Here is a 19,971-nt window from a genome sequence, read left to right on the forward strand (position 1 = left end):
CGATGGCGCGGCCTGCGCCACGCCATCGTCGGTCAGTGCGGCGGCGCCGCGTCTCAGGTTTCGATTTCGGCCGGATCGAGCCGCATCTTCTTGTTGCGGTGGGCCAGCCAGGTGACACCCCAAAGTACCACGCCCAACAGCAGCAGCCAGCCCGCCACCTGATACTGGATCACGTCGCGGCCAGTGACCGGGAGCACCAGGAACAGGCAGAACGCGGCGCCCGCGATGGGCACGGCACGGTTGATACGGAAATGCTCGTGCTTGACGGTCTGGCGGCGCAGCACCAGCACCGCCACGTTCACGAAGGCGAACACGCCGAGCAGCAGCAGCGCCGTCGTGCCACCCAGCGCGCGGATGGCTTCGGAGTCGCTCAGCGACACCAGGATGATGAGCGCGAAGGCCATCGCGGTGGTGAACAGGATGGCGGTCCAGGGCGTCTGGTTGCGCTTGTGCACGTGCGCGAGGAACGACGGCAGCACGCCCTGACGCGACATGCCGTAGAGCAGACGGCTCGCCATCATCATGTTGATGAGCGCGGAGTTGGCCACGGCGAACATCGAGATCACCGGCATGATGTACTCGGTGGGCAGGCCCGGCGCGGCGGTCTTGACCACCAGCACCAGCGGGGTCGAGGTCTTGGCCAGCTCGCCCACCGGCACCAGCGCCACGGCGCAGATCGACACCAGCACATAGATCACGGCGGTGATGCCCAGACCCGTCAGCATCACTTTGGGGAAGATGCGGTTGGGTTCGTGCGTCTCTTCCGCCATGTTGACCGAGTCTTCGAACCCGACCATGGCGAAGAAGGCCAGCGCGGTGGCCGAGGTCACGGCCAGGAACACGCTCTTGTCCTCGGGCGTCTCGAAGGCCACGACGCGCGAGAAATCGGCCTGGCCGTTCGACATGGCGTAGAAGCCCAGCACGATCACCATGAGCAGACCGGTGAGCTCGATGACCGTGAGCACCACGTTGGCCTTCACGCTCTCGGAAGCGCCGCGGAAGTTGATCAGCATCACCAGCGTCATGAAGCCGAGCGCGCCCAAGGTGATCCACCACTTCTCGGCTTCCATGCCGAAGGCGGCAAAGAGATTGGCCGCGAACGCCTGCGACGCCGTGGCCGCGGAGGTCAGGCCCGAACACATGACGGTGAAACACACGATGAACGTGAGGAAGTGCACGCCGAACGCCTTGTGCACGTAGAGCGCGGCGCCGGCGGCCTTGGGATACTTCGTGACCAGCTCGAGGTACGACAGCGCCGTCAGCAGCGCCACGCCGAAGGCCACCAGAAACGGCAGCCAGGCCGCGCCACCGACCTCGGCGGCCACCTGGCCCGTGAGCGCATACACGCCGGTACCGAGAATGTCGCCCACGATGAACAGCAACAGCAGTTTGGGTCCCATCACGCGCTTGAGCGGCGCGTCGCCGCTGGCAGGGGCGGCGGTCTGTATTGAGTTGTTATGTGCCATTTCGCTTCTCCACTGAAACCTGGTATCGACCGCTTGGATGCGGTCTGTGGGAAAAGTCTATGGGGTAAGCGTTGCTGAGTTACAAATGCGAATGCAACAGTCTGTCTAAGTTGTTGGCCGGGCATTGGAAGTGCTACCGCTTGTGGCGGCAGCCCGGGCAGCGCTTGCGCCAACGCGCAAAAAGGCGTTGGCGCGTGGTCGCAAACCTGCGAGCACCCGGCCATTCTTCCTGCGCCAACTGCCTGTTCACCATACGCCGCGTGCGCGCCGGGATCAACCCGGACGCGGATGCTCAGAAGCGCAGCGTGGCACTGACCATATACGTGCGCGGATCGCCCGCCTTCACGTAGTTGGCCGATTGATAAAGCCAGTACTTTTTGTCGAACAGGTTGTTGATGCCGGCGCGCCAGGTGGTGTCGTAGCCGGCGATCCGCGTGTCGTAGATCGCGCCGATGTTCACCAGCGTGTAGTTGTCCACCTCGACGTCGTTGCCGGCGTCGAGCATGGTGGCGCCGGTGTACTTCACGTCGGCGCGCAGCTTGAGACCCTGCACCTGGGGCACGCTGTAGGCCACCTGGGCCGCGGCGATGAACTTCGGCGCGCCCGCCACCCGATTGCCCACGTTGGCCGCCGCGCGCTTGTACTCCGAGTCCAGCAGCATCAGGCTGCCGCCCAGATTCCAGTTCGTGCCCAGCCGCGTGGAGGCGCCGAGTTCCAGGCCCTGGTAAATCGATTTGCCGTCCTGGACGAGCGTGGGCAGCGCCGCCCCCGTCTCCTGATCGATCTCCGCCTTCTTCTCGATGCGGAACAGCGCCGCGGTGGCGGCCCAGCCATCCTGATCGGTCTTGATCCCGAGCTCGTACTGACGGCTCTTGAGCGGCTTGGTCACCTCGCCCTGGTTGGCGTAGAAATTGCCGACCACCGTACCGGGCTCGAGCGACTCGATATAGCTGCCGTAGACCATGGTGCGCGGCGTGACCTTGTACATCAGCGCCAGGGTCGGCGTGACCACGCCGTTCTTCTCGTAATCCTGCGTGGTCGCGCCATCGACGCCGAAGCCGCGCTGCGTGTAGTTCGTCAGCCGCGCCCCGCCCAGGAACGACCAGCCGTGCGTGAGGTCGATGGTGTCGCTGGCGAACACCGACTTCTGGGTGATCTCGGCGGCGCGATACAGATGCATATCGTCGACGCCGTAGTAGTCGTAGGGATTCTGGCGATGCAGGTTGCCGCTGCCGACCAGGCCGTAGAAGCCGTTCGACGAGTAATCGTTCTTCTGTTTCTGCCAGCTGGCGCCGAGCACGACATCGTGCGTGAGCGCGCCGGTCGCGAACTTGCCCTGGACCATGCCGGTCCAGTTGTTGAACGCGTAGGCTTCGCCGTAGTCGGAGCGATCGTTCTCGTAATTGCCGGCCTGATCCAGCAGACGCAGCACCGACTCGTTGCGGCGCGTCTCCGAGGTGCTGTAGCTGTACACCGCGCGGGCCGACCAGTCGTCGTTGAACTGGTACTTCAGCCCGGTGGCGTAGTAGCGGAAATCGTTGTCGGCAACGCTGCCGCCGCCCACGAGCTTGCTGTCGTCGTTGCGCACCGGCGACGGCAGGCCGCCGCTCGCCAGGCTCCGCGTCGTGATGGCGGGCTCGATGCCCGTCGCCTTGCGATCCTGGTAGATCGACTGGAAGTCCCAGGTCAGCTTGTCGGTCAGCCGCGCGTCCAGCGCCACGGACACCGAGGTGCGATAGATCGAGCCGTTGTTGTAGGTATTGCCCTCTTCGTGCGTGGCGTTCAGGCGATACCCGAACGCGCCGCTGTCACCCAGCCGGCCGCCGATGTCGGCATGCTCGCGCAGGATGCCCTTGCTGGTGTAGCCCAGGTCGATGCTGCGCACCGGCGTATCGGTGGGCTTCTTGGTCACGTAATTGATCAGGCCGCCCGGCGAACCGAAGCCGTACATGAAGCCGGAGGCGCCCTTGCGCAGCTCGATCTGGTCGAACTGCTCGTACGGCAGCGTCGTGACGTAACTGAGGAAGGGATTGCCGTCGATGCGATACGAGTTCTGCCAATCGAGCGGCAGGCCGCGCACCGTCAGATAGCTGGCGAAGGCGCCGTAGCTGGCGCTGTTGTCGGAGACAGAGGCGTCGTTGAAGAACACGTCGCCGAGCTTGGCCGGGTTCGCGTCTTCGAGCTGCACATTGCTCACCACCGTGCTGGAGAACGGCGTCTCGAGCTGCGTGCGGCTGCCCAGCGCGCCGCTGTTGACCGGCGTATTGAGCTTGACGAGCGTGTCCTCGGCCTGCGGCGTCGCGGTCACCGTCACCGAGGGTAGCTGGCGCACGTCATTCTGCGCGGCCGCCTGCCCCGCGAACCCCGCGGCGAGGGCCAGGGTCAGCGCCGTACGCGCCGGCAGGGAACGATGCACACCGCACGGCGAACCGGCGGACGGTTGGAAGGACAGACGAAAAGAGGCCACGCGCGCTCCGGATCAATCGAATGGAATCGGCGCGATCGTATTCTTACTACAAATCATTCGCAATTAGATTAGCAAACGGAAACACCGCGCGTCGCGTACATGCAACGGTGGCCAGCCGCGGGCGCCCCGCGCGTGCAGCGTGGGGGCAGCCGCCCGCCGCCGGGCCGCCCCAAGGCGGGCGAGCCCCCTCGGGGGGGCAGCAAGCGCGCGAAGCGCGTGCAGCGTGGCGGCAGCCGCCCGCCGCCGGGCCGCCCCAAGGCGGGCGAGCCCCCTCGGGGGGCAGCAAGCGCGCGAAGCGCGTGCAGCGTGGGGGCCAACATCACGCGCGTGCAGCGTGGGGGCCAACATCATTTTTCCAGCGGGTCCCGCAACGCCTCCGACGCCCCCTCGCGCATGATCTCGATGAAACGGCGCAGCCGCGCCGGATAGAAGCGCGCGGGCGGATAGACGAGATGCACCGCCAGCGGCGCGGCGCGCCATTCGGGCGCCAGCTGTACGAGCCGGCCTTCGGCCAGCTCGTCGGCGACCGCCCAGGCCGACACGATGCCCGCGCCCACGCCCAGCAGAGCGGCGGTGCGCGCCGCGTAGAGGCCGTCGGTGGAGAGGCGAGGCGCGATCGGGAAGGTCACGGTGTCGCCGGACGCCACATGCGTGAGCGTCACCTCGTCGCGGTAGAACATGCGCAGCGCCACCCACGGCAAACCGCCCATCTCATGCGGCTGGCAAGGCACGGGCCGCCCGGCCAGCAGTTCGGGCGCCGCCACCACGATGCGGGGCACCTCGCCCAGCCGCAGCGCGACCACGTCGGGATCGGGCGGCAGCCCGACCTGAATCGCACAATCGATGCCGTCGGCGATGAAATCGGGCGACCGGTCATGCAGCGACCAATCGACGCTCATGCGGGGATAGCGTTTCAGATACTCGGCGAGCGGCTTGATGAACTGACGCTGGCCGAAAGCATGCGGCGCGACCACGCGCAGCGTGCCCACGGGCTCGTCGTTGGCGCCGCGCACCGTGCTCTCGAACGACTGCCAGCTGGCGATCAGATCCTTGGCGCGGTCATAGCATCGCACACCGTCTTCGGTGAGGTTCATGCCGTGCGTGGAGCGCTGCAGCAGCCGCACGCCCAGCGAGCGCTCGAGCGACTGCAGCCGCCTGCTGATCGTGGGTTGCGTACTGCCCAGCTGCTGCGCGGCGGCCGACAGGCTGCCGGCCTCGACGATGCGCACGAAGGTCTCGATCAGCATCATGCGATCGGCGCCGCCCGGGGCGTCGAGCGCGGTATCGGAACGGGTCTTGGGAGGTGTTGCCATACTCCAAACGTATAACCCATGTACCCCAATAGCGTCTACACAACGCCATTGGTGCGGCGCAAAATCCGGTTCGTCACTCTTGCACACCGGGGTATCCCATCATGTCCACCATTCAACAAACGCATACGACGGCCGCGCCACTGCCGGCCGGCGAGAGCCGGCCCATGCCGGCCACCCTGCTCCTGCTGCTGGCCATCGGCGCCGGCCTGGCCGTCGCCTCGATCTATTACAGCCAGCCGATGCTCGGCATCCTGGGCAGCGACATTCAGGCCAGCGCCGGCGCGCTCGGCTGGATGCCCACGCTGACCCAGCTCGGCTACGCCGCCGGCATCCTGCTGCTCGCACCGCTGGGCGACCGTTACGACCGCAAGCGCATCATCCTGATCAAGAGCGGCCTGCTGGTCGCCGCCCTGCTGGCCAGCGGCGCAGCGCCCGGCATCGGCATGCTGCTGGCGGCGAGCTTCGTGGTCGGGCTGTCGGCCACGCTGGCCCAGGACATCGTGCCGGCGGCCGCCACGCTGGCGCCCGAAGCGGTACGCGGCAAGACCGTGGGCGTGGTCATGACCGGCCTGCTGCTGGGCATCCTGCTCTCGCGCGTGGTGAGCGGCTTCGTGGCGGAGCATTTCGGCTGGCGCAGCATGTTCTTCGCCGCCGCGCTGAGCGTGGCGCTGCTGGGCGTGGCGCTGTGGCGCGGCCTGCCGAGCTTCGCCCCCACCTCGAAACTGCCCTACGGCGCGCTGCTGCGTTCGCTCGCCTCGCTGTGGCGCATGTACCCGCGGCTGCGCCGCGCGGCCCTCGCGCAAGGCATGCTGTCGATCGGCTTCAGCGCCTTCTGGTCGACGCTGGCCGTGATGCTGCACGATGCGCCGTTCCATCTGGGCGCCGGCGCGGCGGGCGCGTTCGGGCTCGCCGGCGCCGCCGGCGCCCTGGCCGCGCCGCTGGCCGGCCGTCTGGCCGACCGTCGCGGCCCGGTGCTGGTCACGCGGATCGGCGCGGCCCTGACCGCCGTGTCCTTCGCCACCATGTTCGCGCTGCCCGCGCTGTCGCCCAGCGCCGGCCTGGTGCTGCTGGCCGTGGCCGCACTCGGTTTCGACCTGGGCGTCCAGGTGACCCTGATCGCGCATCAGAGCATCGTGTATGGCCTGGATCCGGCTGCCCGCAGCCGCCTCAACGCGGTGCTGATGGTCAGCATGTTCATCGGCATGGCGGTGGGCGCGGCGCTGGGCAGCCTGGCGCTGACCCACGCGGGCTGGACCGGCGTGACCGGGCTGGCCATGCTGGCCGCGCTCGGCGCCCTGGCGCTGCGCTTCGTGCCGCAACGGGCATCCTGAATCCGCCTGATGGCGGAGCCTGAGACCTGCGGTGTATAAGGGAATAGAATCAGCTACCCCGTCACCGCAGGCCCCCAGCACCTCATGCCGCATTCCGCAGATATTGCGCGCACGCCTTCCGGAACGTCGAATCCGGGAGACGCTTCGCGGGGACAGCCCGCCCTGACGCCGCGCATGCGGGATCACGATTGGGCCGCCACGCCGCTGGGCCCGATCGACAACTGGCCGAATTCGCTGCGCATCGCGGCCCAGATGGTGTCCGCCTCGGCCTTCCCCTGCTGCCTCACATGGGGCTCCCAGCTCATCACGATCTACAACGAGGCGTTTCGCCCCATCCTCGGGCAAAAGCCCGAAGCCATGGGCCGCCCGTTCAGCGAGGTCTGGCAGGAGGCCTGGCACATCATCGGTCCGATCGCGGACCGCGCCCTGGCCGGTGAGCCGACCTTCATCGAAGACTTTCCGCTGCGCATCGAACGCAATGGCATGGAGGAGGACGCGGCGTTCACCTTCTGCTACAGCCCGGTGCGCGACGAGCACGGTCGGGTCGTGGGCATGCTGGACACCGTGATCGAGACCACCAAGCGCGTCGCCGCCGAACGCGAACAGGCGCGCAGCCTGCGCGAGGCCGAAGACATCCTGCTGCAGAGTCAAAAGATGGACGCGGTCGGCCAGCTTGCCGGCGGCCTGGCGCACGATTTCAACAACCTGCTGTCCAGCGTGGCGGGCAGCCTCGATCTGATCGGGATGCGCCTCGCGCGCGACAACACCGCCAACGTCGAGCGCTACATCGAGATCGCGCAGAGCGGCATCAAGCGGGCATCGACCCTCACGCACCGGCTGCTGGCCTTTTCGCGGCCACAGACCCTGGCGCCGCGCCCGACCGATCCGAACCATCTGATCGCGGGCATGGCCGAGCTCATCACACGCAGCATCGGCCCCTCGATCGCGCTGCAACTGCAACTCGCCCCGGCGCCCTGGACCACCCTGGTGGATCCGCACCAACTCGAAAACGCGCTGCTCAATCTCTGCCTCAATTCGCGTGATGCCATGCCCGACGGCGGCGATCTGCGCGTGCGCACGCGCAACGTGCATCTGGACGGCACGCCGGCCGCCGTGATCGGTGCGCTCCCGGGCGACTATCTCGAATTCGGCGTGACCGACTCCGGCTGCGGCATGGCGCCCGAGACGGTGGCGCGCATTTTCGAACCGTTTTTCACGACCAAGGCCCCGGGCCGCGGCACCGGGCTCGGCATGTCGATCCTCCATCGCTTCATGCGGGAGTCGCTGGGCTACATCCGGGTGCATTCGCAGCCGGGCGCGGGCACGGAGGTCGTGCTGTACCTACCCCGCTTCGTGCTTCCCGACGAGATCGCGTCACCCGCGCCGGTCGAAGCGCGGCTCGGGCCTGTCGCGGGGCACGGCGAGACGATTCTGCTGGTGGACGGCGAGGCCGCCGTGCGCTCGCTGGTCGCCGAAGTGTTGCGCGACCTGGGCCTGCGCGTCATCGAAGCCGTCGACGGCCCCGATGCCCTCGTGCAGCTCAGCAGCACCACACCCATCGAGCTTCTGGTCACCGACCTGGGCCTGCCGGGCCGGATGAGCGGGCGCGACGTGGCCGCGGCGGCCAGCCGTCTGCGACCGGGTCTGCCCGTGCTGTATATCAGCGGTTATGGCGAGGAAGCCCTCAGCGATATCGAACGTGAGCAGGGCGTGGAACTGGTCAGCAAACCCTTCGACTTCGACGACCTGGTCGCACGTATCTGCCGCCTGGCCTGCGGGCTGCCCGGGTGACGGTAGAGTGATGCTCTGGCGCTCACGTATACTGCGCAGCGCCGCGTAGCGCGTCACACGATGTTTCTACGCCAGCGAATGCCTCTCAAAACCGTAACAAAGCGGCCGCCCCGACACATCGCGTGACCGTCCCCCGTTGAATGCTCGTGCAATACTAGGCGTTCACAATCAGGAAAATGCCCATGGTGTCGCCCCGTCCCGCTTCGTCTTCGCACGCACCCGGCCTCGACCTGTCGGCTTGCGAGAACGAGCCGATCCGGGTCCCGGGCAGCATTCAGCCGCACGGCCTGCTCCTGGCCTTCGACGCGCATTCCTTCATCGTCACGCACCTCAGTCAGAACGCCGGCGCGGCGCTCGGGCAGGAGAATGCCGGCATCCTGGGTCAGGACATCCGCAAGGTGCTCGGCCCGACCGCCGGGGCCCTGCTGTCGACCCAGCGCAACACCGACTCCGCGGTGTATCTCGGCCCCTTCGAGTGCGCCGGGACGTCGTTCCACGCGATGTTGTTCAACGCCTCACCGGGCACCCTGGTGCTGGAGCTCGAATTCCAGGCCGGCGCGCCGTCGGGCTCGCTCGACACGCTTTATCCGCATATTCGCGACTATATGGAGCGGGTGCCCGCCACCGAGTCGTTCGAAGAGCTGCACGAATACACGGCCGCCGAAGTGCGCCGCATCACCGGCTTCGACCGGGTGATGATCTACAGCTTCGATGAGCAGGGCCACAGCACGGTGGTGGGCGAGTCGCGCAACGACAATCTGCCGGCCTACCTCGGCCTGCGCTTTCCGGCCAGCGACATTCCCGCCCAGGCTCGCGAGCTGTATCGATTGAACCGGGTCCGCCTGATTCCCGATGCCACCTACACGCCGGTGCCGATCGAGCCCACGCTGGATCCCGCCACCGGCGAGCCGCTGGACCTGACCTATTCCACGCTGCGCAGCGTCTCGCCCGTCCATGTGCGATATATGCGCAACATGGGCACTCCCTCGTCGATGTCCTTCTCCATCATGGAAGACGGCCGTCTGTGGGGGCTGATGTCTTGCCATCACGCCGAGGCGCGCCGCGCGCCGCTGCACATCCGCACCGCCTGCGACCTGATCGCCCAGGTGCTGGGCATGCAGCTCTCGCGCCGGTCGCGCGCCGCCGATGCGGTCGAGCGTGTCTCCCTGCAAGGTATCCAGGCCGGTCTGCTGGCCGACATGGCGGCCGAGAAACACTTCGTCGATGGCCTGGTGGCGCATCCCGACGAGCTGCTGGCCCTGGCACGCGCCAAGGGCGCCGCCGTGCTGTTCGCCGGCGAGGTGCGCACCGTCGGCAAGACACCACAAGAGGCGCAGATCCGCTTGATCGCCGACTGGCTGGCGCGCGAGCATCCCACCGCGGAGCGCTACTACACCCAGACCCTGAAAGACGACCTGCCTCAGGCTGCCGAGTGGTCGGACTGCGCCAGCGGCCTGCTGGCGATCCCGATTTCGCAGATGCACAACAGCTATGTGCTGTGGTTCCGCCCCGAACAGGTCCAGACCGTCAGTTGGGGCGGCGATCCGCGCAAGCCGGCGCCCGCCGAGCCGGGCGGCAAGCTGCATCCGCGCAACTCGTTCGAAACCTGGAAAGAAATCCTGCGCGACCAGGCCCAGCCCTGGAGCCAGCCCGAGATCGACACGGCCACCTCGCTGCGCACGGCCATCCTGAGCATCGTGATGCGCAAGGCCGAAGAGCTGGCGGCCCTGACCGACGAGCTGCGACGCAGCAATCGCGAACTCGAGGCGTTCTCGTATTCGGTGTCGCACGATCTGCGGGCGCCGTTCCGCCATATCGTGGGCTTTGCCGAGCTGCTCAAGGACACCGACGCCGTGCGCGCCGATACCCGGGCCGCGCGCTACATCGATACCATCATCGAATCGGCATTCACGGCTGGCCAGCTGGTGGACGATCTGCTGGGCTTCTCGCAGGTCGGACGTTCCACGCTCGCGCCCGTGATGGTCGACATGAACCGCCTGGTGCGCGACACCCGCGAGATGCTGTCGCCCAGCGCCGCCGGCCGCAACATCGAATGGCAGGTCGAAGACCTCCCGCCCGCCATGGCCGATGGCGGCATGATGCGCCAGGTGATGCAAAATCTGCTCGCGAACGCGATCAAATACACGCGTCCGCGCGATCCCGCCATCATCCGCGTGTACAGTGAGCGCCGCGACGGCGAACTCATATATTGCGTGCAGGATAATGGCGTCGGTTTCGACATGGAATACGTCGGCAAACTGTTCGGCGTGTTCCAGCGTCTGCATCGCATGGAAGAATTCGAAGGAACCGGCATTGGCCTCGCGAACGTACGACGTATCGCAGAGCGCCACGCTGGTCGTGCCTGGGCCGAAGGCGAGGTCGGCAAGGGCGCGACGTTTTATTTCTCATTACCAGACAAGCAGGAAATACGCTTATGAGCGCATTGAAGAAGATTTTGCTGGTCGAGGACAATCCGAAGGACCTCGAGCTCACCCTGGTGGCGCTGGAGCGCAGTCTCCTTGCCAACGAGGTGGTCACGGCGCGCGACGGCGTCGAAGCCCTTGATTGGCTGATGGCCGAGGGTGCGCACAAGGGCCGCAACGACGGCGACCCTGCCGTGGTGTTGCTCGACCTGAAATTGCCCAAGATCGATGGACTCGAGGTGCTCGAGCGCATCAAGCAGAATCCCGACACGCGTCACATCCCGGTGGTGATGCTCACGGCTTCGCGCGAGGAATCCGACCTCGTCAAAAGCTACGACCTGGGCGTGAACGCCTTCGTGGTCAAACCGGTGGATTTTCAGGATTTCTTTCGCGCGATCCGCGAACTCGGCATGTTCTGGGCGGTGCTCAACGAGCCCCATCCCGGTCGTGCCCCCCATCCCCAGCAACCCATGAAGGTTACGCCTGCCTGAACGCATGAGAGCGCCGACGCCCCTATCCATCCTGTTGCTCGAAGACAGCGACCTCGACGCCGAACTGGTCCAGGAATACCTGCGCCGTGGCGGCCTGGACGCCGCGGTGGATCGCGTCTGGACCCGTGCCGAGTTCACGCGTTTGCTGGAAGAACGCGACTACGATCTGATCCTGGCCGACTACGTGCTGCCGGCCTTCGATGGCCTGAGCGCGCTCGACATGGCGCACGCGATCGCGCCGAATGTGCCATTCATCTTCGTGTCGGGGACGCTCGGCGAAGAAGTGGCGATCGAATCGCTCAAGCGCGGCGCCACCGACTACGTCGTGAAGCAGCGCCTGACGCGGCTGCCCGCCGCCGTGGAGCGCGCCCTGGCCGAAGCGCGCGAGCGCCAGGCGCGCCGCGCGGCCGAGGCGAGTCTGCAGGCCATCAATGCCACGCTCGAGGCCACCGTGCAGGCGCGCACGCGCGAACGCGACGTGGTCTGGCGCCTGAGCCAGGATCTGTTCCTGATCTGCGACCCCTCGGGCGTCATTGCCAGCGCCAACCCGGCCAGCCAGCACACGCTGGCCATTCCCGACCTGCGCGGCCACGTGCTGCTCGATCTGATCGGCGACGCCGATCGCAGCGCGGCGCGCGAAGCCATGACCCGCTGCGCGCGCGGCGAGGTCGTGCGCGATGTCGATCTGCGCCTGACCATCGACGGCCGTCCGCGCTGGTATGCCTGGACCTTCGTCCCGACCGAAGACGGCAATTTCTATGCGGCCGGCCGCGACATGGACGACCGCCGCGAACTCGAGTCGCGGCTGCGGCAGGTGCAAAAGATGGAATCGCTGGGGCAGCTCACCGGCGGAGTCGCCCACGACTTCAACAATCTGCTGACCATCATCCTCGGCAACCTCGAACGCGTGCAGCGTTCGCAGGTGCCGTTGGCGCAGGCCCAGATCGATGCGCTGGCCAACGCCGCGCGCGGCGCACGCCGTGCCGCCGAGCTCACCGGCAGCCTGCTCGCCTTCTCGCGACGCCAGCCGCTCGCGCCGCGGCGCCTCGATCTCAACGCGCTGGCGCGCGGTCTGTCGGATCTGCTGGCGCGTACGCTGGGCGAGCACGTCTCGCTCGATTTCTCGCTGGCCGACGACGCCTGGCCGGTGGAGGCCGATCCCAATCAGCTCGAAAACGCGATCATCAATCTGGCGGTGAATGCGCGCGACGCGATGCCCAACGGCGGCACGCTGCGCCTGCGCACCGTCAATACCTCGCTCGACGCCGAATACTGCGCGCGCCAGGAAGGCGTGACGCCGGGCGAATACCTGCTGCTGCGCGTGTCCGACACGGGCGTGGGCATGGATGAGGCCACGATGGCCAAGGTGTTCGAGCCCTTCTTCACGACCAAGGCGGCCGGCCATGGCACGGGCCTGGGTCTGAGCCAGGTGTATGGCTTCGTGGCGCAGTCCGGCGGCCACGTCCGCATCGACTCGACCCCGCAGCAGGGCACGGCCATCGATATCTTCCTGCCGCGTGCCTCCGCCGCCCTGCCCGCCCAGACGACGCCGGGCTGCCAGGACGAGGCGCCGCTGCCGCGTGCACGCGAAGGCGAGACGGTGCTGGTGGTCGAAGACAACGACGGCGTACGCGAGCATGCGCTGCATGTGCTGCGCGAGCTGGGCTATCACACGCTGGCCGCCGCGCACGCCGACGCCGCGCTGGCCCTGATCGACACACCGGTGCGCATCGACCTGCTGTTCACCGACGTGGGACTGCCCGGCATGAACGGGCGCCAGCTGGCCGAAGCCACCCGCACCCGCCGCCCGTGGCTGCCGGTGCTCTACACCTCGGCCTACGCCGCCGAGTCGCTGCTGCGCCAGGGCCGCCTCGCGCCCGACGTATCGCTGCTGGCCAAGCCCTACGCCCTGCCGGATCTCGCGCGCCAGGTGCGCGCCCGGCTCGACGAGGCGCCGGGCGAGGCGCCCGCGCGTGGGCTCAACGACACCGACGATGAACGCCATGCCGCGCCCACGGCGCCCGACGGCGCCACGGCCGGCTCGGACCGACCGCGCGTGCTGGTGGTCGAAGACGACGAACTGCTGCGCGAGCTCACCGCCGAGATGCTGGACGGCGAAGGCTACGACGCCACGCTGGCGGCGAGCGGGGGTGAAGCCCTGCGCGTCATGACCGACGGCGCGGCGCTCGGCTTCAGCGCCGCGCTCATCGATCTGGGCCTGCCCGACATGAGCGGCGCCGATCTCGCCTGCGAACTGCGCGACCGTCACCCGGCCCTGCCGCTGCTGATGGTGAGCGGCGCGCCGCTGCCCTCGCTGCAGCAGCGCTTCGACGGCGACCGCCGCTTCGATTACCTGCCCAAGCCCTATCGCAGCGAACAGCTGTTCGAGGCGCTGAGCCGCCTGCGCGCACTGGCCTGAGGCCGCCCGGTCTCTCGCCGCAAAACCTCGTCACGGTTCAGACAAGTTTGGTCACGCCTGCGCGTCGCCGACGCGCGCTGAATCGGTACACTTCCCGCGCACGTCATTGCCCGTCCTGCGGCCGCCGGCCACGCTGATGCGTGTCGTGCCCCGCATCGGCGAGCGTCCGTCATGCGTGTGCGCCCGTCCAGCGCGCGCCGCGCACAATCAAATGTTGGAGGCCGGACGCACCAGCGTCCGGGGGGACTGCATGAGAACGGCAGAACGAACGCATCGGCGCACCCGCCGGATTTCCGCTGGCGCGCCGGCCTATCCGCTCGCCTGGGCCACGCTCGTGGTGGCGAGCGCCTTCTGGCAGGCCGCCGCCGCACAGCCGAGCCCGCCCGCCGCCGACCCGCCGGGCCCGCCGGTTGCCGTGGATGCCAGCCCCGAGGCCGACGCGGCCCGGTCCGCGAACGCCGAAGAAGAACCGCGCACCTGGACCTGGGCCGATGGCTGCGTGGCCGGGCATCAGGGCAGTGAATGCGCGCGCGATTTCCAGGAAGGCCTGGCCGCGATCCAGCTCGAGAGCATCGACGCCGAGCGCGGGCGCTGGGGCTTCGTGAATGCCTCGGGCCAGATTGTGATCGCGCCGCGCTATGACGATGTCGAACCCTTCCAGAACGGGCTCGCGCCCGCAGCGCTCGAGGGCGTGTGGGGCTACATCGATCGCCAGGGCGCCTGGGCCGTCGAGCCCCGATTCACTTATGCGACCGGCTTCAATGCCGAAGGCACCGCCCTCGCGGTGCAGGACGAACACGACGTCCTGATCGACCGTCAGGGCAAAGTGCTCAAGACCTTCCCGCTGGGCACGCGCACGCGCGGATTCCAGCCCGGCCAGCGTCTGGCCGAGATGGAGGGCCCCGACACCGCCCTGCTGCTCGACATGCGCACGGGCCGCTCGCGCCCGCTGCCCGAGGGCATCATGACCCTGGGCGAACCGCAGGACGGACAAATACCCGCACAACGGCGCGACTCGCGCTACGGCGGCAATTGGGGCATGCTCGACGCACAGGGCAAGTGGGCCGTCGCACCGGAGGTGCTGCGTGCGCAGGACGCGCCGGTGCGTATCGGGCGCGCGTACGCCGTGTTGCGCGATCAGACGTGGCAGCTCGTGGACGCGGCCGGTAAAGAGATCGAGGCGACGCGCTTCGAGGGCGTGCGCGCCGCCGGTCCCGGCCTGTGGCTTTTCACCCTGCCCGGCCGCCGCGGCTTCGAAGTGCGCGATGCCTCCCTCGAGGTGGTGCTGCGCGACCCGGGCCGCTATCCCGAATCGTCGCGCCCGACCGATGGCTGGCACCTGATTCGCGGCGAGGCCCGCGCCCTGCTGATTCCGCCTCGGGGCGCGCCCATCGAGCTCGATGCGCCGGGGCTGAGCGTGGAATACCGCCGCGGCATGGCCTGGGTGCATCACGATCCCGCACGCGCGGCCAGAGATGCCGACGTCGCGCCGCCGATGGTGCCGCCGCCGCCGATGGTGCCTGCACCGCCGATGGTGCCCGCGCCGCCGTCGGTGCCGGCGCCGCCGGCGCCCGATACGAATGCCGATGCCGCGCCCGAGGAAGCCGACGCCGCCGACGTGGCCCTCGAGGCCGGCGGCGTCGCGGAAGATCCGACCGCGACGCTGGATTTCGGCGACGAACCGAGCCTGCGCCAGATCTACACCGCGCGCGGCGAAGCCCTGCTGGGCCCCGAGGTGGTGCAGGCGCTCGCGGGCTATCGCGTGTGGGCCTATGGCAGCCCCGGCGACCCGGAAGGCGACAACCACGGCCAGCGCCTGCCACTGGCGCATCTGAGCGGACGCGATAGCGACGCCGCGCCCGCCCTGCTTACGCTGAGCGGCAAAATCGTGTCGCGGCCCGAATGGCAGGACATCCAGGGCAACGAAGACCAGGCGCCCGCGCGCGTGCTCGATCGCGAAGGCAGGATCGGCACGGTGGACGCCGAAGGCGAATGGCTGGTGCCGCCGCGCTACGCGCGGCTGGAAGCCTACGCGGGGCCGTACACCTGGGCCTGGTCGCAACGCTACGAGGGCGAGCCGGAACTGATCGACCTGCACGGCAAGCCCGTGCCCCTGCCGGCAGCGGTCGCGCCCCAGGGCAACCGGATGCGCGGCACGGTGCTGCGCTATCGGCTCGAGGAGCGTCACAACGGTCCGTGGGGCCTGTGGAACATCGCCCGCAACGCCCCGGTCAACAACGAGCGCTACCAGGAGATCCAGGAGTTCTCCGACGACTGGGCCATCGCACGGCAAGGCGATCGATGGGGCGTGATCGACCTGCAAGGCAAATGGGTGATCCCCGCCACGCAGGAAAACGCCTACGCCTTCAACTACGAGAAGGACGGCGTCATGCGGGTGCGAGGGGAGGATGACCGCTATCGGCTGGTCGATCTGCGCACCGGTCGCGGCACCGACAGCTTCGAGCGGGAGCCGCGCAAGCTCGGCCCGGGCCGCTACCTGGGCCGGCGCGACGACGCCAGCGCGGTCCTGATCGCCCCGATCGGCACCAGCATCACGATCGCGCGCAGCGACCCCACCCACCAGGACGTGCTCGGCGATTGGCTGCACCTGCGCTTCGACGGCGGCACCGGCGTGCTGGATGCGCGCGGCAACTGGCGCGTCCCGCCGGAGCTCGGCGATTTCAATCCCTTCTTCGTGCAGCCCGAGGGCCTGGCACGCGTGTATCACGCGGGCCGGTACTCGGTCATGGACCAACAGGGGCGCAAGGTGCTGGCGCAGCTGGGCGACGGCACGCCGCTCGCCTCGATGCAGCGGATCTCGTTCCGCGACGAGCAGCGGGGCGAGACGCGCATCACGGACCTGCAGGGCCGAGAGATTACGCGCGTGCGCGGCACGTATACGCTGCACGAGAGTTCGGCGAGCGAGGGCGTGGTGCCGTACCGCGGGGATAACGGCAACTGGGGTCTCATCGATGCGTCGGGCCGACGCGTGGTGGGTCCGCATTTCAGTCTGATCGGCCCCATGAAGCAGGGCCGCGCCGTCGCGACCCGCGAAGCGCGCACCGGCGCCTGGATCGGCTACATCGCGCCGGACGGTCACTTTGCGATCCCGCCGCGCTACCTCGAGGCGCATGCCTTCAGCGAGGGCCGCGCACGCGTGCGCCTCGCGGGTGCGATCCAGTACATCGACACCGCGGGCAAACCGCAGTTCCAATTGCGCGCCCTGTGCGGCGCGCCGGTCCTGCAGGACGCCGATGGCCGCATCACCTGGCCGGCCACCCCGCTCACCTGCAAGGACGCCGAGGGGCTGGCGCGTGCCGAGCCCGTTTCCTCCAACGCCGCGAAGAATCCGTGATGCTCAACACGCTCCCTGTTTCCCTGCGCCCCACCCTGTTCGCCCTGGCGTTGCTGGGCCTGGCCGCGCCCGCGCACGCCCAGTATCCCGAGCATGTGTCATGCGCCGCCGAAGCCGAGTTCGACATCGACAGCAAGATGCCGCACGGCAAGGTCAACGGCTGCATGCGCGCGCTCTCCGAACAACGTGCCGCCATCCTGCTCCCCTCGGCCCATGCCGAGATCGAGCGCGTGCCGGCCGATCACAGTCTGCGCCGCCACGCCTGGGGCTTCGTCGACCAGAACGGCCAGCTCGCGGTGACACCGCGCTTCGACGAGGTGCGCGACTTCCACAATGGCCGCGCCGCCGTCAAGCAACGCGGCAAATGGGGCTTCATCGACGCGCGGGGCCGCGTGGTCGTGCCGGCCCGCTACGATGCGGTCGAAGACTACGTCTCCATCGGTCTTGCGCTCGTCACCTCGGGCAATGACCGGCACCTCGTCGATCGCCAGGGCAAGCCCGTGGGCGAGCCGTTCGGCGCCGACATCAAGGAGCTGAAGATCGGCGAGGGCACGCCCGCGCTGGCATGGATGATTTTTCACGAAACCCTGCATCGGGACGACGGCATGAGCCGCCATGCTGACGCGAGCCTGCAGCTGCACAAGGCCCTGTCCGACGATCGATATATCGGCAGCAACGAACTGGGCCTTTACGGCCTGCTCGACACCGACCTGAACTGGGTCCTCGAGCCCGCCTACCACGACATCTCGCTCATCCAGGGCTCGAAGGTGGCGCTCGGCGTGGGCGACGAAGAGGTCGTGCTGATCGACCCGGCCGGCAAGGTCCACGGCGAAGGCCGCGGCTACGAGCGGATCGACCGGCTGGGAGACGAATTCTGGCTGGCCAAGGTGGCGCGCAAGGGCTATGTAGTGCTCGACGACACCGGCGCCGAGCGGCTGACGCTCGATTCCCGCCAGGCCGGCGACGCCCGGATGCATGGCCGCGCGCTGTTCTACCTGCAGGACCGGACCCTGACGGCATTCGTGCCGGGCCAGCCGCAGCCGCTCGCGCTCGGCTCGGCCGACACGCTGCAGCCCAGCGACGAAACCGACGGCTATGTGCTGGTGCACGACACGGCGCAGGACCGCTATGGCGTGCTCACACCGAACGGCGCCTGGGTCTTTGGTGACGACGCCCCCGCGGCGCTCACCCAGCTGCGCGAGATCCGGGTGCATCAGGGCCGCCTCTGGCTGCTGGGCGACAACGGCCGCCTGCTCGACATCCTGGATGCCGCCGGCAAGTCGCGCTTCACCGACGAACAGCGCACGGCGCTCGAGAGCATCCCGATCCGTCGTCTGGGTTGGAACGATGCCAATGCCCCCATGGGCATCAGCCGCGACACGCACTGCCAATGCGGCGACCCGCCGACGCTGCTGCTCGCCGACGGCACGCTGATCGGCAAGGACACCTGGACCGATCTGATCGCGCTCGATCCCGGCGATGACGAACGTCCCGAGAGCGAGCCGCCCGTCGCCGCCGAGTCGCTGCGCTTTGCCGCCCAGACGGCCGACGGCATGGTGCTGCTGGACGCCCGCGGCGAGCCGCTCGGGCTGCCACCGCAGAAACACATCAGCGCGTTCCAGTACGGCTATGCCTTCGTCTATCAGGACGACAAGGTGCAACTGATCGACCGCGCCGGCAAGCCGCGCGCCCTGCCGGCGCACTTCACGTTCGAGCCCATCGGCAACGGCCTTGCACGCTACGTGCTCGGCGCGGCCGAAGGCGAGCCCTGGGGTCTTTACGACATCGAACGCGGCACCGTGGTGCTGCCGCCGCAGTTCACGGCGATCGAGCCGTTCGAGAACGGTCTGGCCGTCGCCACGCTGGGCGCCGGACGCAGCGGCGTGATCGACCCCCAAGGCCGCTGGCGCATCGCGCCCGAGCATGGTGAGGTGCGCCGCCTGACCGCTGCCGTGTGGCGGGTGCAACAGGCCGTGGATACGCTCGCGGGGTCCGACGATGCGCCCTCGCCCGACCGCAGGCTCGTCAATGCGGACGGCAAGGTGCTCATCGATTGGCAGCCCGGGCTGGACGTCTATGGCCCGGACGAGGACGGCCTGACCGCGGTGGCGGGCGACAAGCGCTGGCGGGTGGCCATGGACGGCAGCGAAGCCGCGCCGATGGACAATGCCTACCACCTGAAGGTGGGCCGCTGGACGCAGATCAGCCGCGAGCCGCTGTCCGGCTATATCGATGCCCAGGGCCAATGGCAGATCCGCACGCACGGCATGGCGGGCACGCCCTTCCGCGGCCAACCCGCGCGCGCCGTCATGCCCGCCGCCTACTCGAACGACCCGGTGTTGATTGACGCGAGCGGCAAGACCGTCACCGCGCTTCCCGAAGGCGACTGGAGCCTCTCGCCCGACGGCCGATGGCTTGTGTCGCAGGCCATCGAAGACACGACGGTCACGCGCTATGCCGATCTGAAAGGCAACATCCTGCACACGGTTCCAGGTTATGGCGACGCGCCCTCCGAAGGCGTGGCGGTGGTGCAGGGCGATCAGGGCAAGGCCCGCGTCGTGCCGCTCACGGCCGGCACGCCGGTGCCACCGGCCGCCTACCGCTATCTGGGCGCGCGTCACGACGGGCTGGCGCTCGCCAACGCGGGCGACCGGCTGGGCTATCTCGACGCGCGTGGGGCGTTCGCCATCGCGCCGGCCTATCTCGCGGCCTCGCCGTTCGTGGGCCAGCGCGCCGTGGTCTCGACCGATTCGGACTCGATGCTGATCGACACGCAGGGCAAGGTGCTCGCGCGCGTGGGCATGGAGTGCGGCATGCGCGTGCTGTACGGCGAAACCGGCGCGCGCCTGTGGCCCAAGACCTTGCCCGACTACTGCGAGCCCTGAGCGCGGGCTCATGACGGCGGCACGCGCTTG

At 68.4% G+C, this 19,971-nt stretch carries 10 protein-coding genes; 7 read left to right on the plus strand and 3 right to left on the minus strand.

The annotated features are described in order from the left end of the window. Nucleotides 1-53 precede the first annotated feature (53 nt). From CAL25_RS21370 to CAL25_RS21380, 3 genes are all read right to left on the minus strand, one after another. On the minus strand, nt 54-1,466 hold the full coding sequence (locus CAL25_RS21370; protein WP_094803748.1) for an APC family permease: 1,413 nt from the start codon (nt 1,464-1,466) through the stop codon (nt 54-56). Between the two features lie 292 nt (nt 1,467-1,758). Beyond that, complete coding sequence (locus CAL25_RS21375; RefSeq protein WP_094803941.1) at nt 1,759-3,870, minus strand: TonB-dependent siderophore receptor; 2,112 nt, start codon at nt 3,868-3,870, stop codon at nt 1,759-1,761. A gap of 410 nt (nt 3,871-4,280) precedes the next feature. Further along, nucleotides 4,281-5,246 (minus strand): LysR family transcriptional regulator, encoded by a 966-nt coding sequence (locus CAL25_RS21380; RefSeq protein WP_094803750.1) that lies wholly within the window; start codon nt 5,244-5,246, stop codon nt 4,281-4,283. 101 nt (nt 5,247-5,347) lie between these two features. Here CAL25_RS21380 and CAL25_RS21385 point away from each other — a divergent pair, with 101 nt between their 5' ends. The 7 genes from CAL25_RS21385 (at nt 5,348) to CAL25_RS21415 (ending at nt 19,941) form a co-directional block, all read left to right on the plus strand. Then, nucleotides 5,348-6,577, plus strand: coding sequence for an MFS transporter (locus CAL25_RS21385; RefSeq protein WP_094803752.1), 1,230 nt, complete (start codon nt 5,348-5,350; stop codon nt 6,575-6,577). 174 nt (nt 6,578-6,751) lie between these two features. Beyond that, on the plus strand, nt 6,752-8,368 hold the full coding sequence (locus CAL25_RS21390; RefSeq protein WP_094803754.1) for an ATP-binding protein: 1,617 nt from the start codon (nt 6,752-6,754) through the stop codon (nt 8,366-8,368). 182 nt (nt 8,369-8,550) lie between these two features. Next, the gene (locus tag CAL25_RS21395) at nt 8,551-10,806 is read left to right on the plus strand and encodes an ATP-binding protein (protein ID WP_094803756.1); all 2,256 of its coding nucleotides are present in this window, start codon (nt 8,551-8,553) and stop codon (nt 10,804-10,806) included. Then, nucleotides 10,803-11,282 (plus strand): response regulator, encoded by a 480-nt coding sequence (locus tag CAL25_RS21400; protein ID WP_094803759.1) that lies wholly within the window; start codon nt 10,803-10,805, stop codon nt 11,280-11,282. The genes CAL25_RS21395 and CAL25_RS21400 overlap by 4 nt, the downstream gene beginning before the upstream one ends. 4 nt (nt 11,283-11,286) lie before the next feature. After that, nucleotides 11,287-13,701 (plus strand): response regulator, encoded by a 2,415-nt coding sequence (locus tag CAL25_RS21405; RefSeq protein ID WP_094803761.1) that lies wholly within the window; start codon nt 11,287-11,289, stop codon nt 13,699-13,701. Nucleotides 13,702-13,951: 250 nt separating this feature from the next. Next, on the plus strand, nt 13,952-17,056 hold the full coding sequence (locus CAL25_RS21410; protein ID WP_170948564.1) for a WG repeat-containing protein: 3,105 nt from the start codon (nt 13,952-13,954) through the stop codon (nt 17,054-17,056). Further along, nucleotides 17,056-19,941 carry a WG repeat-containing protein gene (locus CAL25_RS21415; protein ID WP_094803765.1) on the plus strand — a complete coding sequence of 962 codons (2,886 nt, stop codon included), beginning with the start codon at nt 17,056-17,058 and terminating at the stop codon, nt 19,939-19,941. Before CAL25_RS21410 ends, CAL25_RS21415 begins: the two co-directional genes overlap by 1 nt. The last annotated feature ends 30 nt before the right edge of the window (nt 19,942-19,971 follow it).

The sequence above is a fragment of the Bordetella genomosp. 5 genome (assembly GCF_002261315.1).
GTDB lineage: Bacteria > Pseudomonadota > Gammaproteobacteria > Burkholderiales > Burkholderiaceae_B > Bordetella.

Coding starts and splice junctions, on each gene's coding strand:
- CAL25_RS21405 (WP_094803761.1), top strand. CDS start 11,287: ATGAGAGCGCCGACGCCCCTATCCATCCTGTTGCTCGAAGACAGCGAC.
- CAL25_RS21415 (WP_094803765.1), top strand. CDS start 17,056: ATGCTCAACACGCTCCCTGTTTCCCTGCGCCCCACCCTGTTCGCCCTG.
- CAL25_RS21410 (WP_170948564.1), top strand. CDS start 13,952: ATGAGAACGGCAGAACGAACGCATCGGCGCACCCGCCGGATTTCCGCT.
- CAL25_RS21385 (WP_094803752.1), top strand. CDS start 5,348: ATGTCCACCATTCAACAAACGCATACGACGGCCGCGCCACTGCCGGCC.
- CAL25_RS21370 (WP_094803748.1), bottom strand. CDS start 1,466: ATGGCACATAACAACTCAATACAGACCGCCGCCCCTGCCAGCGGCGAC.
- CAL25_RS21395 (WP_094803756.1), top strand. CDS start 8,551: ATGGTGTCGCCCCGTCCCGCTTCGTCTTCGCACGCACCCGGCCTCGAC.
- CAL25_RS21380 (WP_094803750.1), bottom strand. CDS start 5,246: ATGGCAACACCTCCCAAGACCCGTTCCGATACCGCGCTCGACGCCCCG.
- CAL25_RS21400 (WP_094803759.1), top strand. CDS start 10,803: ATGAGCGCATTGAAGAAGATTTTGCTGGTCGAGGACAATCCGAAGGAC.
- CAL25_RS21390 (WP_094803754.1), top strand. CDS start 6,752: ATGCGGGATCACGATTGGGCCGCCACGCCGCTGGGCCCGATCGACAAC.